This window comes from Olleya sp. ITB9 (genome assembly GCF_001315805.1).
GTDB lineage: Bacteria > Bacteroidota > Bacteroidia > Flavobacteriales > Flavobacteriaceae > Olleya > Olleya sediminilitoris.
Window position 1 is genome coordinate 61707 of the sequence record NZ_BCBW01000057.1, and the last position, 20081, is coordinate 81787.

A 20081-nucleotide genomic window follows, 5' to 3' on the forward strand; every position below is an offset into this window, starting at 1 on the left:
TGGTTAGTAACAAAAATCAAATTATGCAAAGACGGTTAAAAGATTATCTTTTAATAAGTTTAAAAGGTATGGCAATGGGAGCTGCTGATGCAGTTCCTGGTGTTTCTGGAGGAACAATTGCTTTTATTTCAGGTATATATGAAGAGTTAATTGCTACAATTAGTGGTGTAAATCTCTCATTATTTAAAACCCTCAAGTCTGAAGGGGTTTCTGCATTTTGGAAACAACTAAATGGCAATTTCCTACTGGCTTTATTAACGGGAATAGTAATTAGCTTTGTATCATTCATGCGTTTGGCTAAATATTTACTAGAACACCATCCAGTCTTAATTTGGTCATTCTTTTTTGGATTAATTATTGCCAGTATCTTATTTATAGGAAAACAAATAACCAAATGGTCAGTTGTAACAATAGTAGCTGTAATAATTGGTGCTGTAACTGCTTTTTATTTGACTAGCTTACCATCCTTAGCTAGTAATAGTAGCTCATACTTTTTATTAATTGCTGGTGCAATTGCCATTTGCGCAATGATTCTACCAGGTATTTCAGGTAGTTTTATATTAGTAATACTAGGTGCTTATAAAACTTTAAGTGATGCCTTTCATGATTTTGATATAAAAAAAATAGCTTTATTTGGTACAGGTGCAGTTATTGGACTTTTAAGTTTCAGTCACGTTTTAAAATGGTTATTTAAAAATTATCATAACACGACTTTAGCTATATTAACAGGTTTTATTTTAGGCTCATTAAACAAAGTTTGGCCTTGGAAAAAAACAGTTTCAGTAATGGTTGAAGAGACAGGTAAAGTCGTCCCTTTTAATACTGTTACGGACTTTGGAACACTATCGTTTTATCAAAAAACAACTAACGATTTTGAAACCTATAAAACCGTTTTAGAACAAAGTGTTTACCCATTAAATTACAGCGAAATAAACAATTACTTGGCACAACCACAAACAACTCTAGCAATAGGATTAATGATTGCTGGATTTTTAACTATTTTTATTCTTGAAAAAGTAGGGAACAAAGCTAAATAAATGGAAAATTTAACAACCTTTAAAGATAAATTATTCCTTGTTTTAAAAGGGATAGGTATGGGAGCAGCTAATAAAGTCCCTGGTGTATCTGGAGGTGTCGTTGCTTTTGTCGCTGGTTTTTATGAAGAGTTTATCCAATCCTTACAAAAAGTAAACGGAACTGCTTTAAAACTTTTGTTTAAAGGAGAGTTTAAATTATTTTACCAATATATAAATGGTCGTTTCTTAAGCTTGCTTTTTCTTGGGATGATTATTAGCTATTTTAGTATTTCAAAACTATTAGACTACTTAATAACACATTACCACCTTTATGTTTGGAGTGTCTTTTTTGGTATGATTATAGGATCTATTTATTATATAAGTAAAGATTTTAAAGACTGGAAAACCACAACTTACATTGCACTAATCATAGGCACAGCAATTGGTGTTAGTATTAGTTTTTTAGATCCTGCAACACAAAACGATAATCTATTATTTGTGTTTTTCTGTGGTATAATTAGTGTTTCGGGTATGACATTGCCTGGTTTTTCGGGTTCATTTATTTTAATACTATTAGGCAATTATGTTTTACTGTTAGTAGACTCGGTCAATGCTTTATATGATACCGTTTCAGATATTTTGGTTGGAGATTTTAGTTTTACTGCTAATATAGAGCGCATCAGAATGCTAAAAGTTTTGTCTGTATTTACATTAGGCTCTGTTGTAGGTCTAGTTACATTTTCTCATGTTTTAAATTATATTTTAAAGCATTATAAAAGTGTAACATTAGCTTCAATCATTGGGTTTATAATAGGATCATTAGGTGTCGTTTGGCCTTTCAAACAAACTATATATAAAATATCAACAAACAATACTTTTATTTTAGACTCTAAAGGTCATAAAATAGTAGAAAATTATCATCGCTATTTACCAGAGCTTAATACACAAACCTACCTTGCTATTTTTTATACCATAATGGGAATAGCAATAGTATTAGCATTAGAAATTTATGGAAATAAAACATCTCAATCACATGCGTAAATACGGATTAATTGGTAAGGATATCTCCTACTCTTTCTCGCAAAATTATTTTACAATAAAATTTAAAGACGAAGCAATTACTGATGCAACTTACCAAAATTTTGACATTCAGGACATTGAAGCCTTTAAGACTAATATTCTAAAAACAGATAACTTATCAGGTTTAAATGTCACTATTCCTTATAAAGAAACTATAATACCTTTTTTAGATAAACTAGATAAAAAAGCAAAAAAAATAGGTGCTGTTAACACTGTAAAACTCACAAAAAAAGGGCAACTTAAAGGCTATAATACAGATATTTACGGATTTAAAAAAACAATAAAACCTCATTTAAAAAAACGTCACAAGCAAGCATTAATACTTGGTACTGGAGGTGCCAGTAAAGCTATTGCATTTGTATTAAATCAATTAAATATAGAGTATCGTTTTGTATCACGTAAAGCTTCAAAAAAAGCAGCTTTCACGTATGATACGCTAACCGAAGAAGATATCAAAAAACATAAACTAATTATTAATTGTTCACCTGTTGGGACATTTCCGGATGTGAATGAAGCGCCTAAAATTCCGTATAACGGGATTTCTTCTAAACACATTTTGTTTGATTTAATATATAATCCATCAGAAACTGTGTTTCTTAAAAACGGTAAAAATAAAGGCGCAACAACCATTAATGGTTATGATATGTTGGTTTTTCAAGCCGAAAAATCATGGAAAATCTGGAATAAATAATTTAAAACCAAGAGTAAACCCTTAAAATATTGGTAGTTTTTGAAGTAGTTATTATCTTTAAAAGCTGAAATACATAAAAACAAATTAAAACATTTATAAAATGTCAGAGCTAGATAACCTGCAAAACGCAGATGGAACGGAAGAAAATATTGAAAACGTACAACCTGAGACACCTCAAGAAACGACTTCTGTAACAGAAGAAAACGATGAAGTGTTAAATGAAATTGACGATTCTAATGCTGAGGATGCAGAAGATGAAGGAAACAGCGAGCGTCATAACATTGAAGACAAGGATTACGAGTCACTTAACCTTGAACAATTGGTTATAGAAATTGAACGTTTAGTTAAAAACGAAAAAGTTCAAGCTATAAAAAAACATGTGGATGCTATCAAAACAGAATTTGACAAGCAATTCAGTCAACTGTTAGACGAAAAAAAGGAAGAGTTTTTAAGTAATGGTGGTAACGAGATTGATTTTAGATACAACTCTCCATTACAACGTAGCTTTAAAGATAGCTACAAAGACTTCAGACAACGTTTGAATGCGCATTACAAAAATATCGAGCAAAACCACAAACAAAATCTGACTAATAGATTAGAGATTATTGAGGCTATCAAAGCATTAACAGAAGATGCAGAAGACTCAATGAATACTAAATACAAAAAATTTAAAGAGCTACAAGAACAGTGGAAGGTTGCTGGTCCAATACCTCGTGACAAATATAACAATGCTTGGAATAGCTACCATTTTAATGTTGAACGTTTTTATGATTTACTTCATTTAGACAGAGATTTACGTGATAAAGATTTTGCACATAATTTAGAATTAAAAACTAAAATTATTGAGCAAGCTGAAGCGTTAGCTAATGACGAAAATACTAACAGAGCCTTTAGAGAACTTCAAAATTTACACAAAATTTGGAAGGAAGAATTAGGTCCTGTTGCCAGAGAACATAGAGAACCAATTTGGGATCGCTTTAAAGAAGCGACCAAAAAAATAAATGCTAAACGTCAAGACTATTTTAAAAATCTTGATAAGGTATATGAGCAAAATTTAATTAACAAACAGGCTATAATTACTTTAATTGAAGAAAAAGCTAACGAAAACATCACTAATCATGGTGGATGGCAAAATAAAATTAAAGAAATTGAAGCTTTAAGAGAAGAATTTTTTAAAGCAGGAAAAGTACCAATTAAAGTTAACGAAGCTACTTGGGCTAGCTTTAAAGAAGCAGTTAGAGGTTTTAATAGAAAGAAAAACGATTTTTATAAAAGCTTAAAAAAGGATCAATATGATAACCTTGAAAAAAAGCTAGCATTAATTAAAATAGCTGAAAAAAATAAAGACAGTGAAGATTTTCAAGCGACAACCCAATTAATGAAAAAAATCCAAGGGGATTGGAAGCGTATTGGACATGTACCAAGAAAGGATAGTGATAAAATCTGGAAGCAATTTAAAAGTGCTTGTAACCATTACTTTGATCGTATAAAAGAACAACGCAATGCTGCAAGTGCTGAAGAAGAAGTTGCTTATACTGAAAAACAAACACTATTAGCTGAAGTTAAAAATTTAGCTTTAACTGGAGAACAGAAAACAGATTTAGCAACTATTAAAGAACAAATCAATAGTTGGAAAACAATTGGTCGAGTACCACGTAATAAACGTCAAATTGAAAGTGATTTTAATGATGCTTTAGATGGATTATTTAAATCTTTAGATTTAAATAAAACTGAAGCTGAATTAATAAAGTTTGAAAATAAGTTAGACCAATTGACTTCTGGAGACGACACTAAAGCTCTTGATAACGAGCGTTTTTACATTCAGAAAAAAGTAGATGAAATTAAAGGTGAAATTAATCAATTAGAAAATAACCTTCAGTTTTTCTCTAACGTAAAATCTGACAATCCTTTAGTTAAAGATGTACATAAAAACATTAAAAAGCATAAAGACAGCTTAGTTTTATGGACTACTAAACTTAAAAAGATAAAAAGTCTATATTAAATAGTAATCACTAATAATAAAAAGCCTGCTAGATAAATCTTGCAGGCTTTTTTTATGGTTTAAATCTATGTTACAAAAAGTCCTAAAAAACCAAAACCTACTTCTAAAAGAAGTAGGTTATTGGATCCTAACTAAACTAACCAATTATTTCTCTTCGCTTACAAGAAATAATATATGTAATGACATCATAAGTGATGTATGCTATTAATCAACTATTACTTTGAAAAAGCTTGTGTCATTTGTTATATATACGTCGCAATTATAGTTTTGGATTACGAAAAATAAAAAAAAACGTTTTTTTTTATTTTTATTCAAAAAACACTGTGTTTACAAAGCTTTGGAAAGGGATAATAATTTAAAAGAAATTATCTTCATTCCAAAAAATTTCTAATTACTGTTTTTTGGCTTCTTCCCAAAAAAGTAGGCGTATTTGAAAATCCTCTAATAGATTTTCTAATTACTGCTTTTTGGCTTCCTCCCAAAAAACATCCATTTCACCCAAAGTCATATCTTTTAAATCTTTGTTTAACCCTTTTGCTTTTTTTTCTAAATATTGAAAACGTTTTTTAAATTTTTTGTTAGTGCGTTCTAAAGCATTTTCTGGATTAATATTTAGGAATCTAGCATAATTTACCATAGAAAATAAAACGTCTCCAAACTCGTCTTCCATAGCATCAGCATCACCTTTATCTACCTCTACTTTAAATTCATTAAGCTCCTCCTCTACTTTTTCCCAAACTTGTTTTGGTTTTTCCCAATCAAAACCTACTCCTGCTACTTTTTCCTGTATACGACTTGCTTTAACTAAAGCTGGTAAACTATTAGGTACACCTTCAAGCACACTTGTTTTACCTTCTTTTAATTTTAAATTTTCCCAATTACGCTTTACATCTTCTTCATTTTCTACTTTTACATCTCCATAAATGTGTGGATGCCTATGGATAAGTTTTTCGCAAATACTATTACATACGTCTGCAATATCAAAAGCGTTTTTCTCGCTACCTATTTTGGCATAAAACACCATATGAAGCATTAAGTCTCCTATTTCTTTTTTAACCTCTTCCAAATCGTTATCTAAAATAGCATCACCTAGCTCATAAGTTTCTTCAATAGTTAAATGACGTAAGGTTTCCATGGTTTGTTTTTTATCCCATGGACATTGTGTTCTTAACTCGTCCATAATAGTTAGTAAACGGTCAAATGCTTTAAGTTGATCTGCTCTAGAATTCATTTTAAAAAAGGTTTTTGTAAAAATACGTTGATTGTTTGAGCTTAAAAAACTAAACAAAAAAATCCAGCGTATGCTGGATTTTTAATATTAATAAGTATCTAAATACTATTCTTCTTCGTCTGTTGCTGCTGCTTTATCAGCTTCTTCAAAGTTTAACATGTCATTTTTATGTAACATATTATACCATTGTATTACTTTTTTGATGTCACTTGCATAAACACGATCTTCATCATAATCAGGTAATACATCAAAGAAATATTCTTCTAACTTGTCCTTAGACTCTTTGTGGCTAATACTAGTTTCAGCTCCATTTTCTTTGTCTTTAATTTTATTAAAAACGTCTTTTAATGGTACTTCTTCTGATAGAGTATAAATTGCTATTTCGCTTAAAATACTAACGTTTTGTTGTATTCCTACAGACATACGTCTGTTGTCAATTAAAGATTCGGCAATAAAACCACCTCTAGTTTGAGTTACTAATTTATATAATCCTGGTTTACCTGCTATTGCTAATACTTTATCTAAAGCCATATATTGTTTTTATTGTTATTATCCGTTTTTAAGTTTGCTCTGGTTAAAACAGAGTTAAAAAATAGGATGGCAAATATCTTATGTTAGTTTGGGTTTTCCAAACGTTTAACGTTTCTTTTTCATTAAAGGAAACTTCATACGATAATCTACATTAATTTTTCCTTTTGAAATGTTGGTTAATTTACCCTTAATTAATCGCTTTTTTAAGGCAGATAAATGGTCTGTAAACAAAATCCCTTCGATGTGATCATACTCATGCTGAAAAACTCTTGCAGCTAAACCATCTAATTCCATCGTTTGTTTATTAAAATCTTCATCATAATATTCGATTTTAATATTAGGTTTTCTAAACACATCTTCTCTTACATCAGGAATACTTAAACAACCTTCGTTAAAAACCCACTCATCACCAGTTTCTTCTAAAATCACTGGATTAATAAATGTATGTTTAAAGTTTTTTAAAAACTTTATTTGATCTGCATCAAGATTATCTTCATCGTCTGCAAAAGGGGTTGCATCAACAATAAACAAACGTATTGATAATCCTATTTGAGGCGCTGCTAATCCTACTCCAAATGAGCCATACATAGTCTCGTACATGTTGGCTATTAGTTCTTTTAATTTAGGATAGTCCTCAGGAATATCTTTTGCTTTTCTTTTTAAAACGGGATCGCCATAAGCGACTATTGGTAATATCATACTATTATTATTGATTGTAAAGGTAGCTTTGTAAAATTATGGTTGCACTAACCTCATCTAAAAGCGCTTTATTTTGTCTTTGTTTTTTCTTTAACCCACTATCTATTAGTGTTTGTGTTGCCATTTTAGAGGTAAATCGTTCATCCACACGTTTTATTGGTACGTTTGGAAAGGCTTTTTCTAGTTTAACTAAAAACGGAATAATTAACGCTTCACTTTCTGAAGGTGTATTATTCATTTGTTTTGGTTCTCCTACTAAAAAAAGCTCTACTTGTTCTTTACCTAAATATTCTTTTAAATAAGACAACAACTCTTTGGTATTAACTGTTGTTAAACCAGATGCAATAATTTGCAGCTCATCAGTAACTGCTAAACCTGTTCTTACTTTTCCGTAATCTATTGCTAAAATGCGAGCCATGTTAAATTTTGTACAAATTTATAGTTTTCTACTCTTAACACCTTAAATATTGTGCCATATTTTAATTTTTACGAATTATATTTGTGTCAAACAAAAATTGACATGACAGAATTACAAAAAACGATAGAAAGCGCTTGGGATAACCGAGAGCTTTTAACCGAAACAAAAACCATTGAAGCTATAAGAGAAGTTGTTAACCTTTTAGATTTAGGAAAACTACGTGTAGCAGAACCTACAAATGATGGATGGCAAGTTAACGAATGGGTAAAAAAAGCAGTTGTTTTATACTTCCCAATTCAAAAAATGGAAACATTAGAAGCTGGTATTTTTGAATATCACGACAAAATCCCACTAAAAACGGGTTATAAAGAAAAAGGAATTAGAGTGGTACCAAACGCAGTTGCACGTCATGGTGCTTATATATCTGCAGGAACTATTTTAATGCCAAGTTACGTTAACATTGGTGCATACGTAGATGAAGGAACGATGGTTGACACTTGGGCTACTGTTGGTAGTTGCGCACAAATTGGTAAAAATGTACACTTATCTGGTGGTGTTGGTATTGGTGGTGTATTAGAACCTTTACAAGCATCTCCTGTTATTATTGAAGATGGTGCTTTTATTGGATCACGTTGTATAGTTGTTGAAGGTGTACACGTAGAAAAAGAAGCTGTTTTAGGCGCAAATGTTGTTTTAACAATGAGCACAAAAATTATTGATGTAACTGGTGATGAGCCTGTAGAAATGAAAGGTCGCGTACCTGCAAGATCTGTAGTTATTCCTGGAAGTTATACTAAAACCTTTGCTGCAGGAGAATTTCAAGTACCTTGTGCATTAATAATTGGTAAACGTAAAGAAAGTACAAACAAGAAAACATCTTTAAATGATGCTTTAAGAGAATATGATGTAGCTGTTTAGATAGCACAACATTATTAAATAAAAAAAGCCTCTAAAAAATATTTTAGAGGCTTTTTTAGTTTATATATTATTTTTTAAACTGCATTTTTCTACCGCTACGTCTCAGTTTTTTACTATTAATTTTTAGTTGAAATGCTCGGCTATACTTCAACATTAAATCATGTGTGTCTTGATAAGATTTATTGTAAAGCTTGGCATAAGTTTCAGCTAAAACTTTAATCATTGTTTTGGATAACCATAAACGTCTAAAATTATGCATTCGCTTATCAAAAGTCATGGTTTCAAAACGCATTCTATTTAAATCTATTAAATAAAACTGATAACCACCATTGCCTTTTGTAATTAATGTATTTCCAGGTGAATGATCCAAAAAGTTAATATTGTTTTGATGTAGTTTAAACGTAAAATCAGCAAACTGTTGTAAAATTATTTCACGTTCAGGAAAACTTGGATTGTGTATTAACTCTCTAAACTCAAAGTCATAATCAATATGTTTACTAATATAATAACTAGTTTTCAATCCTGATACAGTACTGTTTTCTATATAAGCTATAGGAAAAGGTGTAGATATCGAGCAGTTAATTAGCTTATTTGCATACTCAAAAGATCGTTTTGCTTTACTAGGACGTATATATTTATACACAAAACTATTAAAGGCATTAGGCACTTTAAAAGATTTGACATTTAGTTTTAATCCTTCAATCTCAAATGCTTTAATAACATTACGTTGACCAATAGTTACTGCCTCTCCAGAGGTTTCAAACGCTGAAATGAGTTGTAATAACTGAGGCTTTAAATGTTGATATTTTGGGTGACAGTGTATGATAATTGGTTATTTTAATATTATTCAAAGATATATTAAAGTAAATTTTAATAAAAGCCTATAAAATTATATTTTGCGCAAAAGCGGAAAAAAAAAGAAAATACGCGTTAAAACTTTAGACTGAAAGAGGTCAGCATACATGAAAAAAATTCTTGTCATACAAAATAAACGTATTGGTGATGTATTGATAGCATCAGTAATTGCTCAGAATATGAAAACCATTTATCCAGATAGTCAAATAGATTATTTGGTATATGACTATACAACTGGTGTGATTAACAACCATCCAGCAATTGACAATATTATAGCTGTAAACGAAAAAGAATTAAAACAGTTTATGGTCATGAAACGTTTGATTAAACGTATAAAAAAAACCAATTATGATGTGATTTTTGATCCTTACACTAAGCTTCAAAGTCGATTGATTTGTTATTTTTCTGGTGCAGACATGCGTATTGGATTTCAAAAAAGAGGCAAAAATCCTTGGTTTAAATTTTACACTCACACTGTACCTTTACTTGAAGAAAAAACACACATTAGTGGTAAAGCTATTCAAGATAGAGTTAATATGTTTAACAGCTTTTTTAAATTACCAGAAGACAAAATAGATTATCAACCACATATTGTTTTAACTGAATCTGAAAAACAATATGATGCTTTAGACAAATACAATAAACCTGCTATAATGCTAGGTGTTTTAGGAAGTACACCTCAAAAATCTATGCCATATCAGTACATAGTATCTGTTATAGATTATATTACCTCTAACTATGACATTAATGTGTTATTTAATTACGCTCCTGATCAAAAGGACGATGCCTTAAATATATATAACCAATGTCAAAATAAAGACAATATCATTATTGACCTTTACGAAGATAGTATTAGAGGTTTTATTACTTTAATGAATAAGTGCGAGCTACTTGTTGGTAATGAAGGTGGTGTTGTACACATTGCAAAAGCATTAGACAAACCGACTTTTACAATTTTTTCTCCTTATGTTTTAAAAGAACATTGGGCTAGTTTTGAAGATGGTAAACTACATACATCTATACATTTACTTGAAGAAAAACCAAACTTATTTGATGAGTTTAGTGTTGAACAAAGACGCAAGATAGAAGAAAATCCACACGAATTATACCGTATGTTAACGCCAGAAATGATTTTAACAAAATTGGTTCCGTTTTTAGATTTTCATTTAAAAGCTTTTAAAAATTAAGCTTTTTTTACAATTCCATAATCTGTCCAAGCTTTCTTTTCATTTTTAGTGACGTCTCTAATCGCTCTGTTTTTAGCTATTGAAGCTTCATTTTTATAACCACGTTTATGGTCTAAATGCACACAAATAGCTGAGTACCTAATTTGCTTACTTTTAATACCTAAATTCATTAAACGCTCACCAAGCTCACGATCTTGACCACCATACTGCATACGATCATCCAAACCATTAACTGCAACAATATCTTTTTTCCAACCAGAAGCATTGTGTCCATTCCAACTAGCATTAGTAGGTGTTAAAGCATTTAAAATTTTAGATTTTAACCCTTTAGCTATCAGTTTATTATTTTTAAAAGATGCTTTTAAGCCATTCTTTTTAAGCCATTTTAAATTAAAACAATTGGCTTTATAAATATCTTCTTTAGTAATAGCTTTAGAGATATCCATTGGTAACATAAAGTAACCACCAGATAAAAAGTAACCTATCTCACGCTCTTTCACATGGACTTCTACAAAGTCTTGACGTGGTATACAATCACCATCAGACATTATAATATAATCTGATGTGCATTGTGTAATGGATTTATTTAAAATCTCAGATTTCTGGAATCCATTATCCTCATGCCACACGTGGATAATAGGATAAAAGACTTCTTCCTGTATGGATTTAATTAAATCTATGGTCTCTTGTTTAGAACCATCATCTGCGATTACGATTTCAAAATTACGGTACGTTTGGTTATTATAACCATACAGTACTTTTGCTAACCATTCCGGAGAATTATAGGTGCTAATTATTATTGAAGTATCTATTTTCATTATAGCTACAAAGATAAAATTATTTTAGTAATTTTGGTTTTTATATGGATGCTATTACAGTAATTATACCAACTTATAACGAGGAAGCTTACATTGCGCAAGCGATCCAATCTGTGGACTTTGCTTCTCAAGTTATTGTCGTGGACTCCAATAGTACTGATAATACTGTACAAATAGCAAAACAAATGGGTTGCGAAGTCTATTTGCGTGCATTTGACAATTTTTCTAACCAAAAAAATCACGCCTTACAATTTGCAAAAGGCGAATGGATTTTGTTTGTAGATGCTGACGAGCGTATACCTTATGCCTTACAACAGGAAATATTTGAAGCCATTAAAAGTAACAAACATGCTGGCTACAAGTTAAACTTTCCGCATTATTATATGAATCGTTTTTTATACCACCATAGTGATAATGTAACACGATTAGTAAAACGTAACAATTGCAAATTTGAAGGTTTGGTACACGAAAAATTGATTATTGATGGTACCATTGGTCAATTAAAAAATCCTGTGCTTCATTTTACCTATAAAGGATTACTACACTATATCAGTAAAAAAGATAGCTATGCATGGTTTCAGGCAGAGCAAATGCTAAAAAAAGGTAAAAAAGCCACTTATTTTCATTTAGCATTTAAACCCTTTTATCGCTTTTTTAGTAGTTATATATTACGACGTGGATTTATGGATGGTATTCCTGGATTAACCGTTGCTAGCGTTAATGCTTATGGTGTATTTTCTAGGTATGTCAAGTTAATGTTACTTCAAAAAGGGAATAGGTAAAATATAATATAAAAGTAATTACTAAAACCAATTTTTTCCTTTTTTAAGCTTTCGCTGAAAAACTTTTATACTATCATCTCCTTTAATATCTAAACGCTGAATTTCGTAATGGTTTTTAAACGGAAATTTATTAACTCTGTTACCAATACGTAAACCGTAAGCAATATTATTATCCTTTAAACATTTAAAAAAAGCATGCTGCTCCTCTCCTGTTTTAGGATACTTCCCGTAAGGATAGGCTAAGGTATTATTAATATCTAAGTTGTTTTTTACTATAAACGCTTTACATAAATCAAAATCTGCTTGGATCGCTTCAATTGATAATTGGTCATAACGTTGATGTGCAAAACTATGTAAACCTAACTCTATTACAGTATTATCTAAACTCTGTAATTGTTCCACAGACATGATAGGCTCTTCGCCTTCATCCCAAGTATTAACACCATTTACATATTTAAAAGGTATATAAAAACAAGCCTTTAAATTATGCTTTACAAATAATGGATAGGCTAATTCTAATTGATTAACATATACATCATCAAATGTGATTATTACTGCTTTTTCTGGAAAATCCTTAGCAGAATTAAATTGTTGTAAATCTTTAAAATGCAACGTCGTATAACCGTTTGCTTTTAGACACAATAATTGTGTTTCTAAAATTTTGACGTCAATAGTCAACCCTTTACTCTCATGAGATTTAGAGGTTACACTATGATACATTAAAATGGGTAATTTTGGCACGTTGTTTTAATTTGAATACTCTGCACACAAATATATAAAGCCTAATGGTTATATTTGGCAAAAATCTGATTTTCTCTTGCATGATAACTGCTCTAGCAATAACATATAACGAAGCACATAATATAGAACACTATATTAATAGTATGTCTTTTGCAGATGAAATTATTATCGTAGACTCCTTTAGTACTGACCATACCGAAGCTTTAGCCAAACATCCAAAAGTCACGTTTGTCAAGCGTGTTTTTGATGATTTTTCCTCACAAAAAAATTATGCAATTAGCTTAGCAAAACATGATTGGGTGACTTTTTTTGATTTGGATGAAGAAGTGCCTGAAGCCTTAGCTACAGAGCTTGTCGCTACTGTGAGGTCTAATCCAACAGCTAAAGCTTTCCGCGTAAAGCGTGATTACCATTTTATGGGAAAACGCATTAAATATAGTGGCTTTCAAACAGATATTGCAGTGCGTTTATTTAACAAAAATTATTGTAAGTATAATGGTAAATTAGTACATGAAGCTATACAAACTACTGCTACCATTGGTAAATTAAGACACCACGTTAAGCACCAAACGTATAAAGATTTTGATAATTATAATCAAAAATTAACGCAGTACAGTAAATTACAAGCAGAAGCTTTATTTAAAAAGAATGTACGTCCAAATTTGTATCATTTTTTATTTAGACCATGGTACAGATTTATGCACCAATACTTTTTAAGGTTTGGATTTTTAGATGGTAAAGAAGGTTTTATTATTTGTTATGTACATGCATTTTCGGTGTTTAAACGCTATATCCAATTATGGACTATGTATCGTAAAATAGATTAAGTTAAATACTTATCTACTCCGTTTTTAGCCCATTTAATATTTTGGTTAATAGTTTTTTGTTCGATAGTATCATTAATTTCAAATCTATCTCTAGATTTTTCGTTGTGATAAATATGAAACACAATACCTCTATAACGTAAACGTCTAGCTTGCAAACCATTATTGTGCATCCTTAACACTAACTCAGAGTCCTCTCTTCCCCAACCAGTTATATCTTCATTATAACCATTAACAGCGATAAAATCTTTTTTAAAATAAGAGGCATTACAACCTCTAAATTTACTTGAAAACTCAGCATTTGGTTTATATAATTTACTTAGCATTGGAATATGTAAAGCACGAGTACGTTTTTTTATTCCTTTAGAAAAAGCTGAAAAAGTGATTTGTTTAGTCTTAAACAAAGTTTCTAAATAATCTTTTTGGATATTTACTCTAGATCCAAATAAATAAGTGTTTTCTTGAACAAATTGTAAATGATCCTTAATAAAATGCGAATGCATAATACAATCTCCATCTACCTGGATTATATAATCTCCTGATGCTTTTGCTATTGCTTTGTTTAAAATATGGGCTTTTTTAAATCCTTCGTCTTTTTGCCAAATATGAATCAAAGGAATTTCAAATTTTGTCTTAAAACTATCAATTAAAACTTTAGTATCATTAGTTGACCCATCATCTGCAATAATAACTTCATCAGGTAACTGACTTTGGTTTAATGCGCTTTGTAAAACTAAATCTAATGCTTCTGGCCAATTATAAGTAGCTATTAATAAGGTTGTTTTTAAATGCTTCATACTAAAAATAAGATTCGAATTCGATTTTACTTTTATTAAAAATCTTTAAAAATTTAAACCATTGCCCAAAATTTTTCTTCAATAAAAAAGACTTTGTTGGTGCCAAAGTTTCGTCTTTTTCTACTAAATTTTTAATTTCATTTAAATCATGTGTTGGAAAATACCCTAAGCTTTTCCAGATTTCTGGATCTAAATAAAACAGATTTTTTAACTCTTTGTAATTATTTTTATTTGCTTTTTGCCATTTTGGAAAAAACTGATCGTTAAGCTCATGGGAGTGTCCCCAATTATCTAGTTTAAATTTTAGAGACGCCTCATCTCTAGACAAACACTCATGTAGCAATACATTATTGGTATATATTACACGCTCTTTACTATTTCTGGCGTATTTATAATTTGGGTAATTGGTCGCCAACATTACTTTTGTAGGCTCATCCACGTAAAGCATTCCGTCTTCTAAATACTTATAAATATTAATTAAAAAACCTGCTATTTGAACTGGATTTTTCTTAGGGTTATCTAAAAAATGATCATGTTGACGCAAGGTTTTAACAAACTGAGTGAAGTCAATAAAAATCTCATCTGCATCCACTTGCACTAACCAATTACCAATACCCATTTTTAATGACAACATATGACGTTCTCTGGTATCGTTTTGGATAGCATTTAGCTCAGGCACAAAAAAATTGTCTTTATAAATTTCAATTTTATTGTGCTTATCAAAATTTGAAAGCCATTCAAAAAAAGTAGGATCAACATCAAAAGTTTCACCTTTCCAGGTACGTTGTTTATGGTCTAAAGCTAGATATATTTTATCCGCTTGTTCATAAACTGGAGGAATAGACAATTTTAATTTCTCGTAGTCATAAGACATTAAAAAACCAACAACAATATTTTTCATTATAAATATTTAGTTAAACAAAACTAATAAATATTAAAACTTAAGTGAGTCAATCTCTTGGTTTTATTTATTTTTACCCAAAAACGACAATTATTTTATGCCTCAAAAAATTTGTGTTATTAGTTTTGACCATTGGAATTATGATTACCATATTGCTACTACTTTAAATAGTTTAGGGCATGAAGCAACACACATTAAAATAGGAAATTACAAACATAAAAACTTAAAAGACCAAGTTATAAATTCCTTTAGTAAAGTAATTTTAAAAAAGAATTTAAAAAAGATAAAACGACAGGATTATATTATTGAATGCTTGAATACATTAGGGCCTCAAGACCAAATTCTTGTTATAAACCCTGAAGTTATTGATTTAAAACATCATGCAAAAATAAAAAAACATACTAAAAGATATATAGCTTACTTATACGATAGTGTAGCTAGAAACCCAATTGAACATCTTCTTGATGGATTGTTTGACTCCATTTTTTCTTTTGACAAAAACGACATTAATCATTATGGTTTTAATCACATCTCAAACTACAATTATTTAGAAAAAATAACATCTAAAATAAAACCGTCGTTCGATGTTGTCTATTTAGGGTCATTCGATGAAAGGCTACTAAAACTCATTCCCATCATAGAATTTTTAAAAGCACAAAAAATAAGTTTCAAATGTATTATTGTTGGAAAAAACAAAGCCTTAAATTACATAAAAGAAGAATATGGGGATGTAATAGAGTTTACCCAGAATTCTTTATCACAAGAGCAATTGATCAATTTTTACAGGTCAGGAGAGACAATTATAGATTTAATTAGAGACGAGCAAACAGGCCTAAGTTTCAGATTTTTTGAAGCAATGGCTATTCAAAAAAAAATCATAACTAATAATTCTAATTGTAAAAATTATGATTTTTATGACTCTAATAATATTGTTGTCATTGATAAAAAAATTGATATCAAAAAAACATTTTTTAAGTCAAATTACAAAGCGATACCAAAAAATATATATTACAAATACACATTAGAAAATTGGGTGAAAAAAGTTTTTAATTTATGAGTTTTTAGAATTGAATAATTGCTTTCTAAAATGTCTGATTTTCCTACTTTTAATTTTTATCTCCTGTAATAAATATAAAACCTGTAAGATTATAACATTAGACTTTTTACTAATTGAATTAGCATAATTTAAATACTCATCAACTTGATTATCTATGTTAAACTTATTTAACACAATTTCCCTTAGTTTTTGACCATCTGTAGCGTTATATTTTTTAAATTCTAAAACCAAATCTTCGATTTCAAATTGCTTTTTAAAAAATCTACCTGAGCAATTATTTTTAACACACAAATCTACCATTTCAGGTTTCAAATAGCCATCAGCAAAACTTTTAGCATACTCTCGTTCATCATAAACTAAAACTGTTCTACCACAAGCCATAGCATCATAAGCAGATCTTCCTAAACCTACAATCAAATCAGCTTCATTAATATCATTCTCAATATTCCATATTGGATTAATGTATTTATTAAACTTTCTAAAGTTTAAGTTTAAATTTTGACATGCAGCTTCTATTTTAGCATTAGCTAAACTTGATTGGCTTAAACTTAAAACATTAGTCAATTTTTTATTTATTGTTTTTTTTGCATCAAATCTCTGACAATTAATACCATTAAAAATTAACTTAGCAAGAAATCCTTTGTTTTTCAAAAAGCTAACAACCTCATCAGAAATACCAACATGGCCATCAGCGTACCTATTAGGCTGCTCTAATTTTGGAAAAATGCCATGACATGTTTGTATTAAAAGCCCTCTTCTACTTAAATAATTTACACAGGTATTATGATTAGCTAAAATTAAGTCATAATTAGCTTTATCCATAAAATTAACACCAAGATTGTTTTCAATCCTCTTAGATGTTTCACCTTTTTTAAAGGTAAAATACTCTACATTAAAACCTTTTTTAAGTAAAGCTTCAATCAATGTAAAAGTAAAAGTTTCAGTACCACCTATAGCTTCTAAATGATTGGTTGCTACTAAAATGTTTTTTATATTCATATTAAATACTATATCGAGGCATAAAAGTAAGCATATCCATTAAAATAATTTAATTTTGTAACATAATTAAATCCAATGAAAGAAGAAATAGAAAAAGCAATCCAAACCCTTAAACAAGGTGGTTTAATACTTTACCCAACTGACACTGTTTGGGGAATTGGTTGCGACGCTACAAATGCAAATGCTGTTAGAAAAGTATATAATTTAAAACAACGTGAAGACAATAAAGCACTAATCTGTTTGGTTAACAATTATAGTATGCTTGAAAGACATGTAGACAATGTTCCGAAAATGGCTTATACTATTTTAGATATTGCAGACAAACCTACAACAGTAATCTATGATTCTCCTGCTGGTATTGCAGAAAATTTAGTAGCTAAAGACAATACTTTAGCTATTAGAATTGTTGATCATAAATTTTGCGAAAAACTAATCAAATATTTTGGTCGTCCAATTGTATCTACCTCTGCCAATATTAGTGGTCAACCTACACCAAATTCGTTTAAAGAAATAAGCGAAGCTATTTTAAAAGGTGTGGATTATGTCGTAAATTTGCAAAACGAAAATAAAAACGCAAAACCATCAACAATTATTAAGTTATCTAACAATGGTGGAGTTAAAATTATTCGTGAGTAAATAGCACCAATGAATTACAAAGCAGCACTACAAAACCCTATATTTAAAATTATATCTCAAGCCTCTAAAAATCTAAACTTAGACAGCTATGTTATTGGTGGTTTTGTACGTGATTTTTTGCTTAAACGTGGCACTGCAAAAGATATTGATATTGTTGCAATTGGAAGTGGTATTGAGCTAGCAAGAGCTGTAGCACAATTATTACCAAACAAACCTAAAGTACAAGTTTTTAAAACCTATGGAACAGCAATGTTACGTTATAATGACATTGAAATTGAATTTGTAGGAGCTAGAAAAGAATCTTATAACGAAGATAGTCGAAATCCAATTGTCGAAAACGGAACGTTACAAGACGATCAAAACCGAAGAGACTTTACCATTAACGCATTAGCCTTAAACTTATCGGAAACTAATTTTGGTGATTTATTGGATCCATTTAACGGTATTGAAGATTTAGACAACAAGGTAATTAAAACACCTTTAAATCCAGATATTACATACAGCGACGATCCTTTACGTATGATGCGTGCTATTAGATTTGCAACACAATTAGATTTTATAATTGAAGCAGAATCTTTAAATGCAATAACAAGAAATAGCGACCGTATCAAGATTATTACTAAAGAGCGTATTGTTGTTGAACTAAATAAAATAATTGAAAGTAAAATACCTTCCAAAGGGTTTTTATTATTAGAAAAAACAGGACTTTTAAAACATTTCTTACCAGAAATAACAAACCTTAAAGGTATTGATGAGGTTGAAGGACAAAAACACAAAGATAATTTTTACCACACTTTAGAAGTGGTAGACAACATATCCAAACATACAGATAATCTTTGGTTGCGTTGGGCTGCATTATTACACGATATAGGAAAAGCACCAACCAAACGGTTTAGCAAAAAAGTAGGTTGGACATTTCATGGTCACGAATTTGAAGGTTCAAAAATGGTATACCATTTATTTAAAAGGTTAAAAATGCCATTAAATGACAAAATGAAATTTGTCCAAAAAATGGTATTTATGAGCTCTAGACCTATTGTTTTGGCTCAAGATATTGTTACAGATTCTGCTGTAAGACGTTTAGTATTTGATGCAGGAGATTATGTTGATGATTTAATGACACTTTGTGAAGCTGACATTACGACCAAAAACCCTAAAAAGTTCAATAAATACCATAACAACTTTAAAATTGTTAGAGAAAAAATTATTGAAGTAGAAGAAAAAGATCACGTACGTAACTTTCAACCTCCTGTTTCAGGTGAAGAAATTATGAAAACCTTCAATTTAAAACCTTCAAAAGAAATTGGAATTATTAAAGAAGCTATAAAAGAAGCTATTTTGGAAGGAGACATTCCTAACAATCATGAAGCTGCTTTCAATTTAATGTTAGAAAAAGGAAAAGCATTAGGTCTAACCGTTAATTAAGTGATGTATGTTAGAATTAATTAAAACCAATTCTGATAACTCCGACTTTAAAAGTCTTATCATTCAATTAGATGATTTTTTAAAAATTACAGATGGTGAGGACCATGATTTTTATAATCAATACAATGGTTTAGATACAATCAATCATGTTGTTGTTGCTTACATTAAAAACAAACCTGTAGGTTGTGCTGCTTTTAAACCTTTTGATAAATCAACAGTTGAAATTAAACGCATGTTTACTACCAAAGCTGCAAGAGGACAAGGTGTTGCAAAAGCTGTACTAAATCTTTTAGAGATTTGGGCAAAACAATTAGATTATCAATATAGTATTTTAGAAACTGGTATTAGACAACTTGAAGCTATCCAGCTTTACAAAAGCTGTAATTATAAAATCACAGATAATTACGGTCAATATAAAGGTATAGACCAAAGTTTATGCTTTAAAAAAGAATTGTAAGAAAATTTATAAATAC

Annotated in this window: 22 protein-coding genes; 12 read left to right on the top strand and 10 right to left on the bottom strand. The window is 29.9% G+C overall.

Annotation, left to right across the window (positions count from 1 at the left end; translation table 11 throughout):
- Nucleotides 1-23: 23 nt before the first annotated feature.
- From ITB9_RS14895 to ITB9_RS14910, 4 genes are all read left to right on the top strand, one after another.
- Complete coding sequence (locus ITB9_RS14895) at nucleotides 24-1037, top strand: DUF368 domain-containing protein (RefSeq protein ID WP_054852862.1); 1014 nt, start codon at nucleotides 24-26, stop codon at nucleotides 1035-1037.
- Complete coding sequence (locus ITB9_RS14900) at nucleotides 1038-2057, top strand: DUF368 domain-containing protein (RefSeq protein WP_054852863.1); 1020 nt, start codon at nucleotides 1038-1040, stop codon at nucleotides 2055-2057. It begins immediately after the preceding gene.
- Nucleotides 2050-2787, top strand: coding sequence for a shikimate dehydrogenase (locus ITB9_RS14905; protein ID WP_028289476.1), 738 nt, complete (start codon nucleotides 2050-2052; stop codon nucleotides 2785-2787). Before ITB9_RS14900 ends, ITB9_RS14905 begins: the two co-directional genes overlap by 8 nt.
- A gap of 100 nt (nucleotides 2788-2887) precedes the next feature.
- Nucleotides 2888-4789: a DUF349 domain-containing protein gene (locus tag ITB9_RS14910; protein WP_054852864.1), complete on the top strand. Its 1902-nt coding sequence runs from the start codon at nucleotides 2888-2890 to the stop codon at nucleotides 4787-4789.
- A 457-nt stretch (nucleotides 4790-5246) separates the two neighbouring features.
- On the opposite strand, the gene mazG is transcribed toward ITB9_RS14910, so the two are convergent.
- From mazG to ruvX, 4 genes are all read right to left on the bottom strand, one after another.
- On the bottom strand, nucleotides 5247-6020 hold the full coding sequence (gene mazG, locus ITB9_RS14915) for a nucleoside triphosphate pyrophosphohydrolase (RefSeq protein ID WP_054852865.1): 774 nt from the start codon (nucleotides 6018-6020) through the stop codon (nucleotides 5247-5249).
- Between the two features lie 105 nt (nucleotides 6021-6125).
- Nucleotides 6126-6551 (bottom strand): DUF5606 domain-containing protein, encoded by a 426-nt coding sequence (locus ITB9_RS14920; RefSeq protein WP_028607021.1) that lies wholly within the window; start codon nucleotides 6549-6551, stop codon nucleotides 6126-6128.
- 105 nt (nucleotides 6552-6656) lie between these two features.
- Nucleotides 6657-7250: a peptide deformylase gene (def, locus tag ITB9_RS14925; protein WP_028607020.1), complete on the bottom strand. Its 594-nt coding sequence runs from the start codon at nucleotides 7248-7250 to the stop codon at nucleotides 6657-6659.
- A gap of 7 nt (nucleotides 7251-7257) precedes the next feature.
- Entirely contained in the window at nucleotides 7258-7668 is a 411-nt protein-coding gene (gene ruvX, locus ITB9_RS14930; RefSeq protein ID WP_028289471.1) for a Holliday junction resolvase RuvX, read from the bottom strand.
- A gap of 102 nt (nucleotides 7669-7770) precedes the next feature.
- Here ruvX and ITB9_RS14935 point away from each other — a divergent pair, with 102 nt between their 5' ends.
- Nucleotides 7771-8586, top strand: a complete 816-nt coding sequence (locus tag ITB9_RS14935; RefSeq protein ID WP_028289470.1) for a 2,3,4,5-tetrahydropyridine-2,6-dicarboxylate N-succinyltransferase — start codon at nucleotides 7771-7773, stop codon at nucleotides 8584-8586.
- A gap of 67 nt (nucleotides 8587-8653) precedes the next feature.
- On the opposite strand, the gene ITB9_RS14940 is transcribed toward ITB9_RS14935, so the two are convergent.
- Nucleotides 8654-9253, bottom strand: coding sequence for a lipopolysaccharide kinase InaA family protein (locus ITB9_RS14940; RefSeq protein WP_261975678.1), 600 nt, complete (start codon nucleotides 9251-9253; stop codon nucleotides 8654-8656).
- A gap of 295 nt (nucleotides 9254-9548) precedes the next feature.
- Between ITB9_RS14940 and ITB9_RS14945 the strand changes: the two genes are divergently transcribed.
- Nucleotides 9549-10628: a glycosyltransferase family 9 protein gene (locus ITB9_RS14945; protein WP_054852867.1), complete on the top strand. Its 1080-nt coding sequence runs from the start codon at nucleotides 9549-9551 to the stop codon at nucleotides 10626-10628.
- Here ITB9_RS14945 and ITB9_RS14950 read toward each other — a convergent pair.
- Nucleotides 10625-11446, bottom strand: a complete 822-nt coding sequence (locus ITB9_RS14950; protein ID WP_054852868.1) for a glycosyltransferase family 2 protein — start codon at nucleotides 11444-11446, stop codon at nucleotides 10625-10627. The two genes, ITB9_RS14945 and ITB9_RS14950, sit on opposite strands and share 4 nt — an antisense overlap.
- A gap of 44 nt (nucleotides 11447-11490) precedes the next feature.
- On the opposite strand from ITB9_RS14950, the gene ITB9_RS14955 reads away from it, so the two are divergent.
- Complete coding sequence (locus ITB9_RS14955; RefSeq protein WP_054852869.1) at nucleotides 11491-12228, top strand: glycosyltransferase family 2 protein; 738 nt, start codon at nucleotides 11491-11493, stop codon at nucleotides 12226-12228.
- 21 nt (nucleotides 12229-12249) lie between these two features.
- On the opposite strand, the gene ITB9_RS14960 is transcribed toward ITB9_RS14955, so the two are convergent.
- Nucleotides 12250-12969, bottom strand: coding sequence for a polysaccharide deacetylase family protein (locus ITB9_RS14960; RefSeq protein WP_261975679.1), 720 nt, complete (start codon nucleotides 12967-12969; stop codon nucleotides 12250-12252).
- Nucleotides 12970-13049: 80 nt separating this feature from the next.
- On the opposite strand from ITB9_RS14960, the gene ITB9_RS14965 reads away from it, so the two are divergent.
- Nucleotides 13050-13796, top strand: a complete 747-nt coding sequence (locus ITB9_RS14965) for a glycosyltransferase family 2 protein (protein ID WP_054852870.1) — start codon at nucleotides 13050-13052, stop codon at nucleotides 13794-13796.
- On the opposite strand, the gene ITB9_RS14970 is transcribed toward ITB9_RS14965, so the two are convergent.
- Entirely contained in the window at nucleotides 13793-14590 is a 798-nt protein-coding gene (locus ITB9_RS14970; protein ID WP_054852871.1) for a glycosyltransferase family 2 protein, read from the bottom strand. The genes ITB9_RS14965 and ITB9_RS14970 overlap by 4 nt on opposite strands.
- Before the next feature lies 1 nt (nucleotide 14591).
- A complete protein-coding gene (locus ITB9_RS14975) occupies nucleotides 14592-15491 on the bottom strand; it encodes a hypothetical protein (RefSeq protein ID WP_054852872.1) in 900 nt (299 codons plus the stop codon).
- Nucleotides 15492-15588: 97 nt separating this feature from the next.
- On the opposite strand from ITB9_RS14975, the gene ITB9_RS14980 reads away from it, so the two are divergent.
- Nucleotides 15589-16548 (top strand): hypothetical protein, encoded by a 960-nt coding sequence (locus ITB9_RS14980; RefSeq protein ID WP_054852873.1) that lies wholly within the window; start codon nucleotides 15589-15591, stop codon nucleotides 16546-16548.
- Here ITB9_RS14980 and ITB9_RS14985 read toward each other — a convergent pair.
- The gene (locus ITB9_RS14985) at nucleotides 16543-17547 is read right to left on the bottom strand and encodes a hypothetical protein (protein WP_054852874.1); all 1005 of its coding nucleotides are present in this window, start codon (nucleotides 17545-17547) and stop codon (nucleotides 16543-16545) included. The genes ITB9_RS14980 and ITB9_RS14985 overlap by 6 nt on opposite strands.
- Nucleotides 17548-17622: 75 nt before the next feature.
- Here ITB9_RS14985 and ITB9_RS14990 point away from each other — a divergent pair, with 75 nt between their 5' ends.
- The 3 genes from ITB9_RS14990 to ITB9_RS15000 are packed head-to-tail and all read left to right on the top strand — an operon-like array spanning nucleotide 17623 to nucleotide 20065.
- A complete protein-coding gene (locus ITB9_RS14990; protein ID WP_054852875.1) occupies nucleotides 17623-18183 on the top strand; it encodes an L-threonylcarbamoyladenylate synthase in 561 nt (186 codons plus the stop codon).
- Between the two features lie 9 nt (nucleotides 18184-18192).
- Complete coding sequence (locus ITB9_RS14995; RefSeq protein WP_054852876.1) at nucleotides 18193-19608, top strand: CCA tRNA nucleotidyltransferase; 1416 nt, start codon at nucleotides 18193-18195, stop codon at nucleotides 19606-19608.
- Between the two features lie 7 nt (nucleotides 19609-19615).
- Nucleotides 19616-20065 (top strand): GNAT family N-acetyltransferase, encoded by a 450-nt coding sequence (locus ITB9_RS15000; protein WP_054852877.1) that lies wholly within the window; start codon nucleotides 19616-19618, stop codon nucleotides 20063-20065.
- Nucleotides 20066-20081 lie beyond the last annotated feature (16 nt).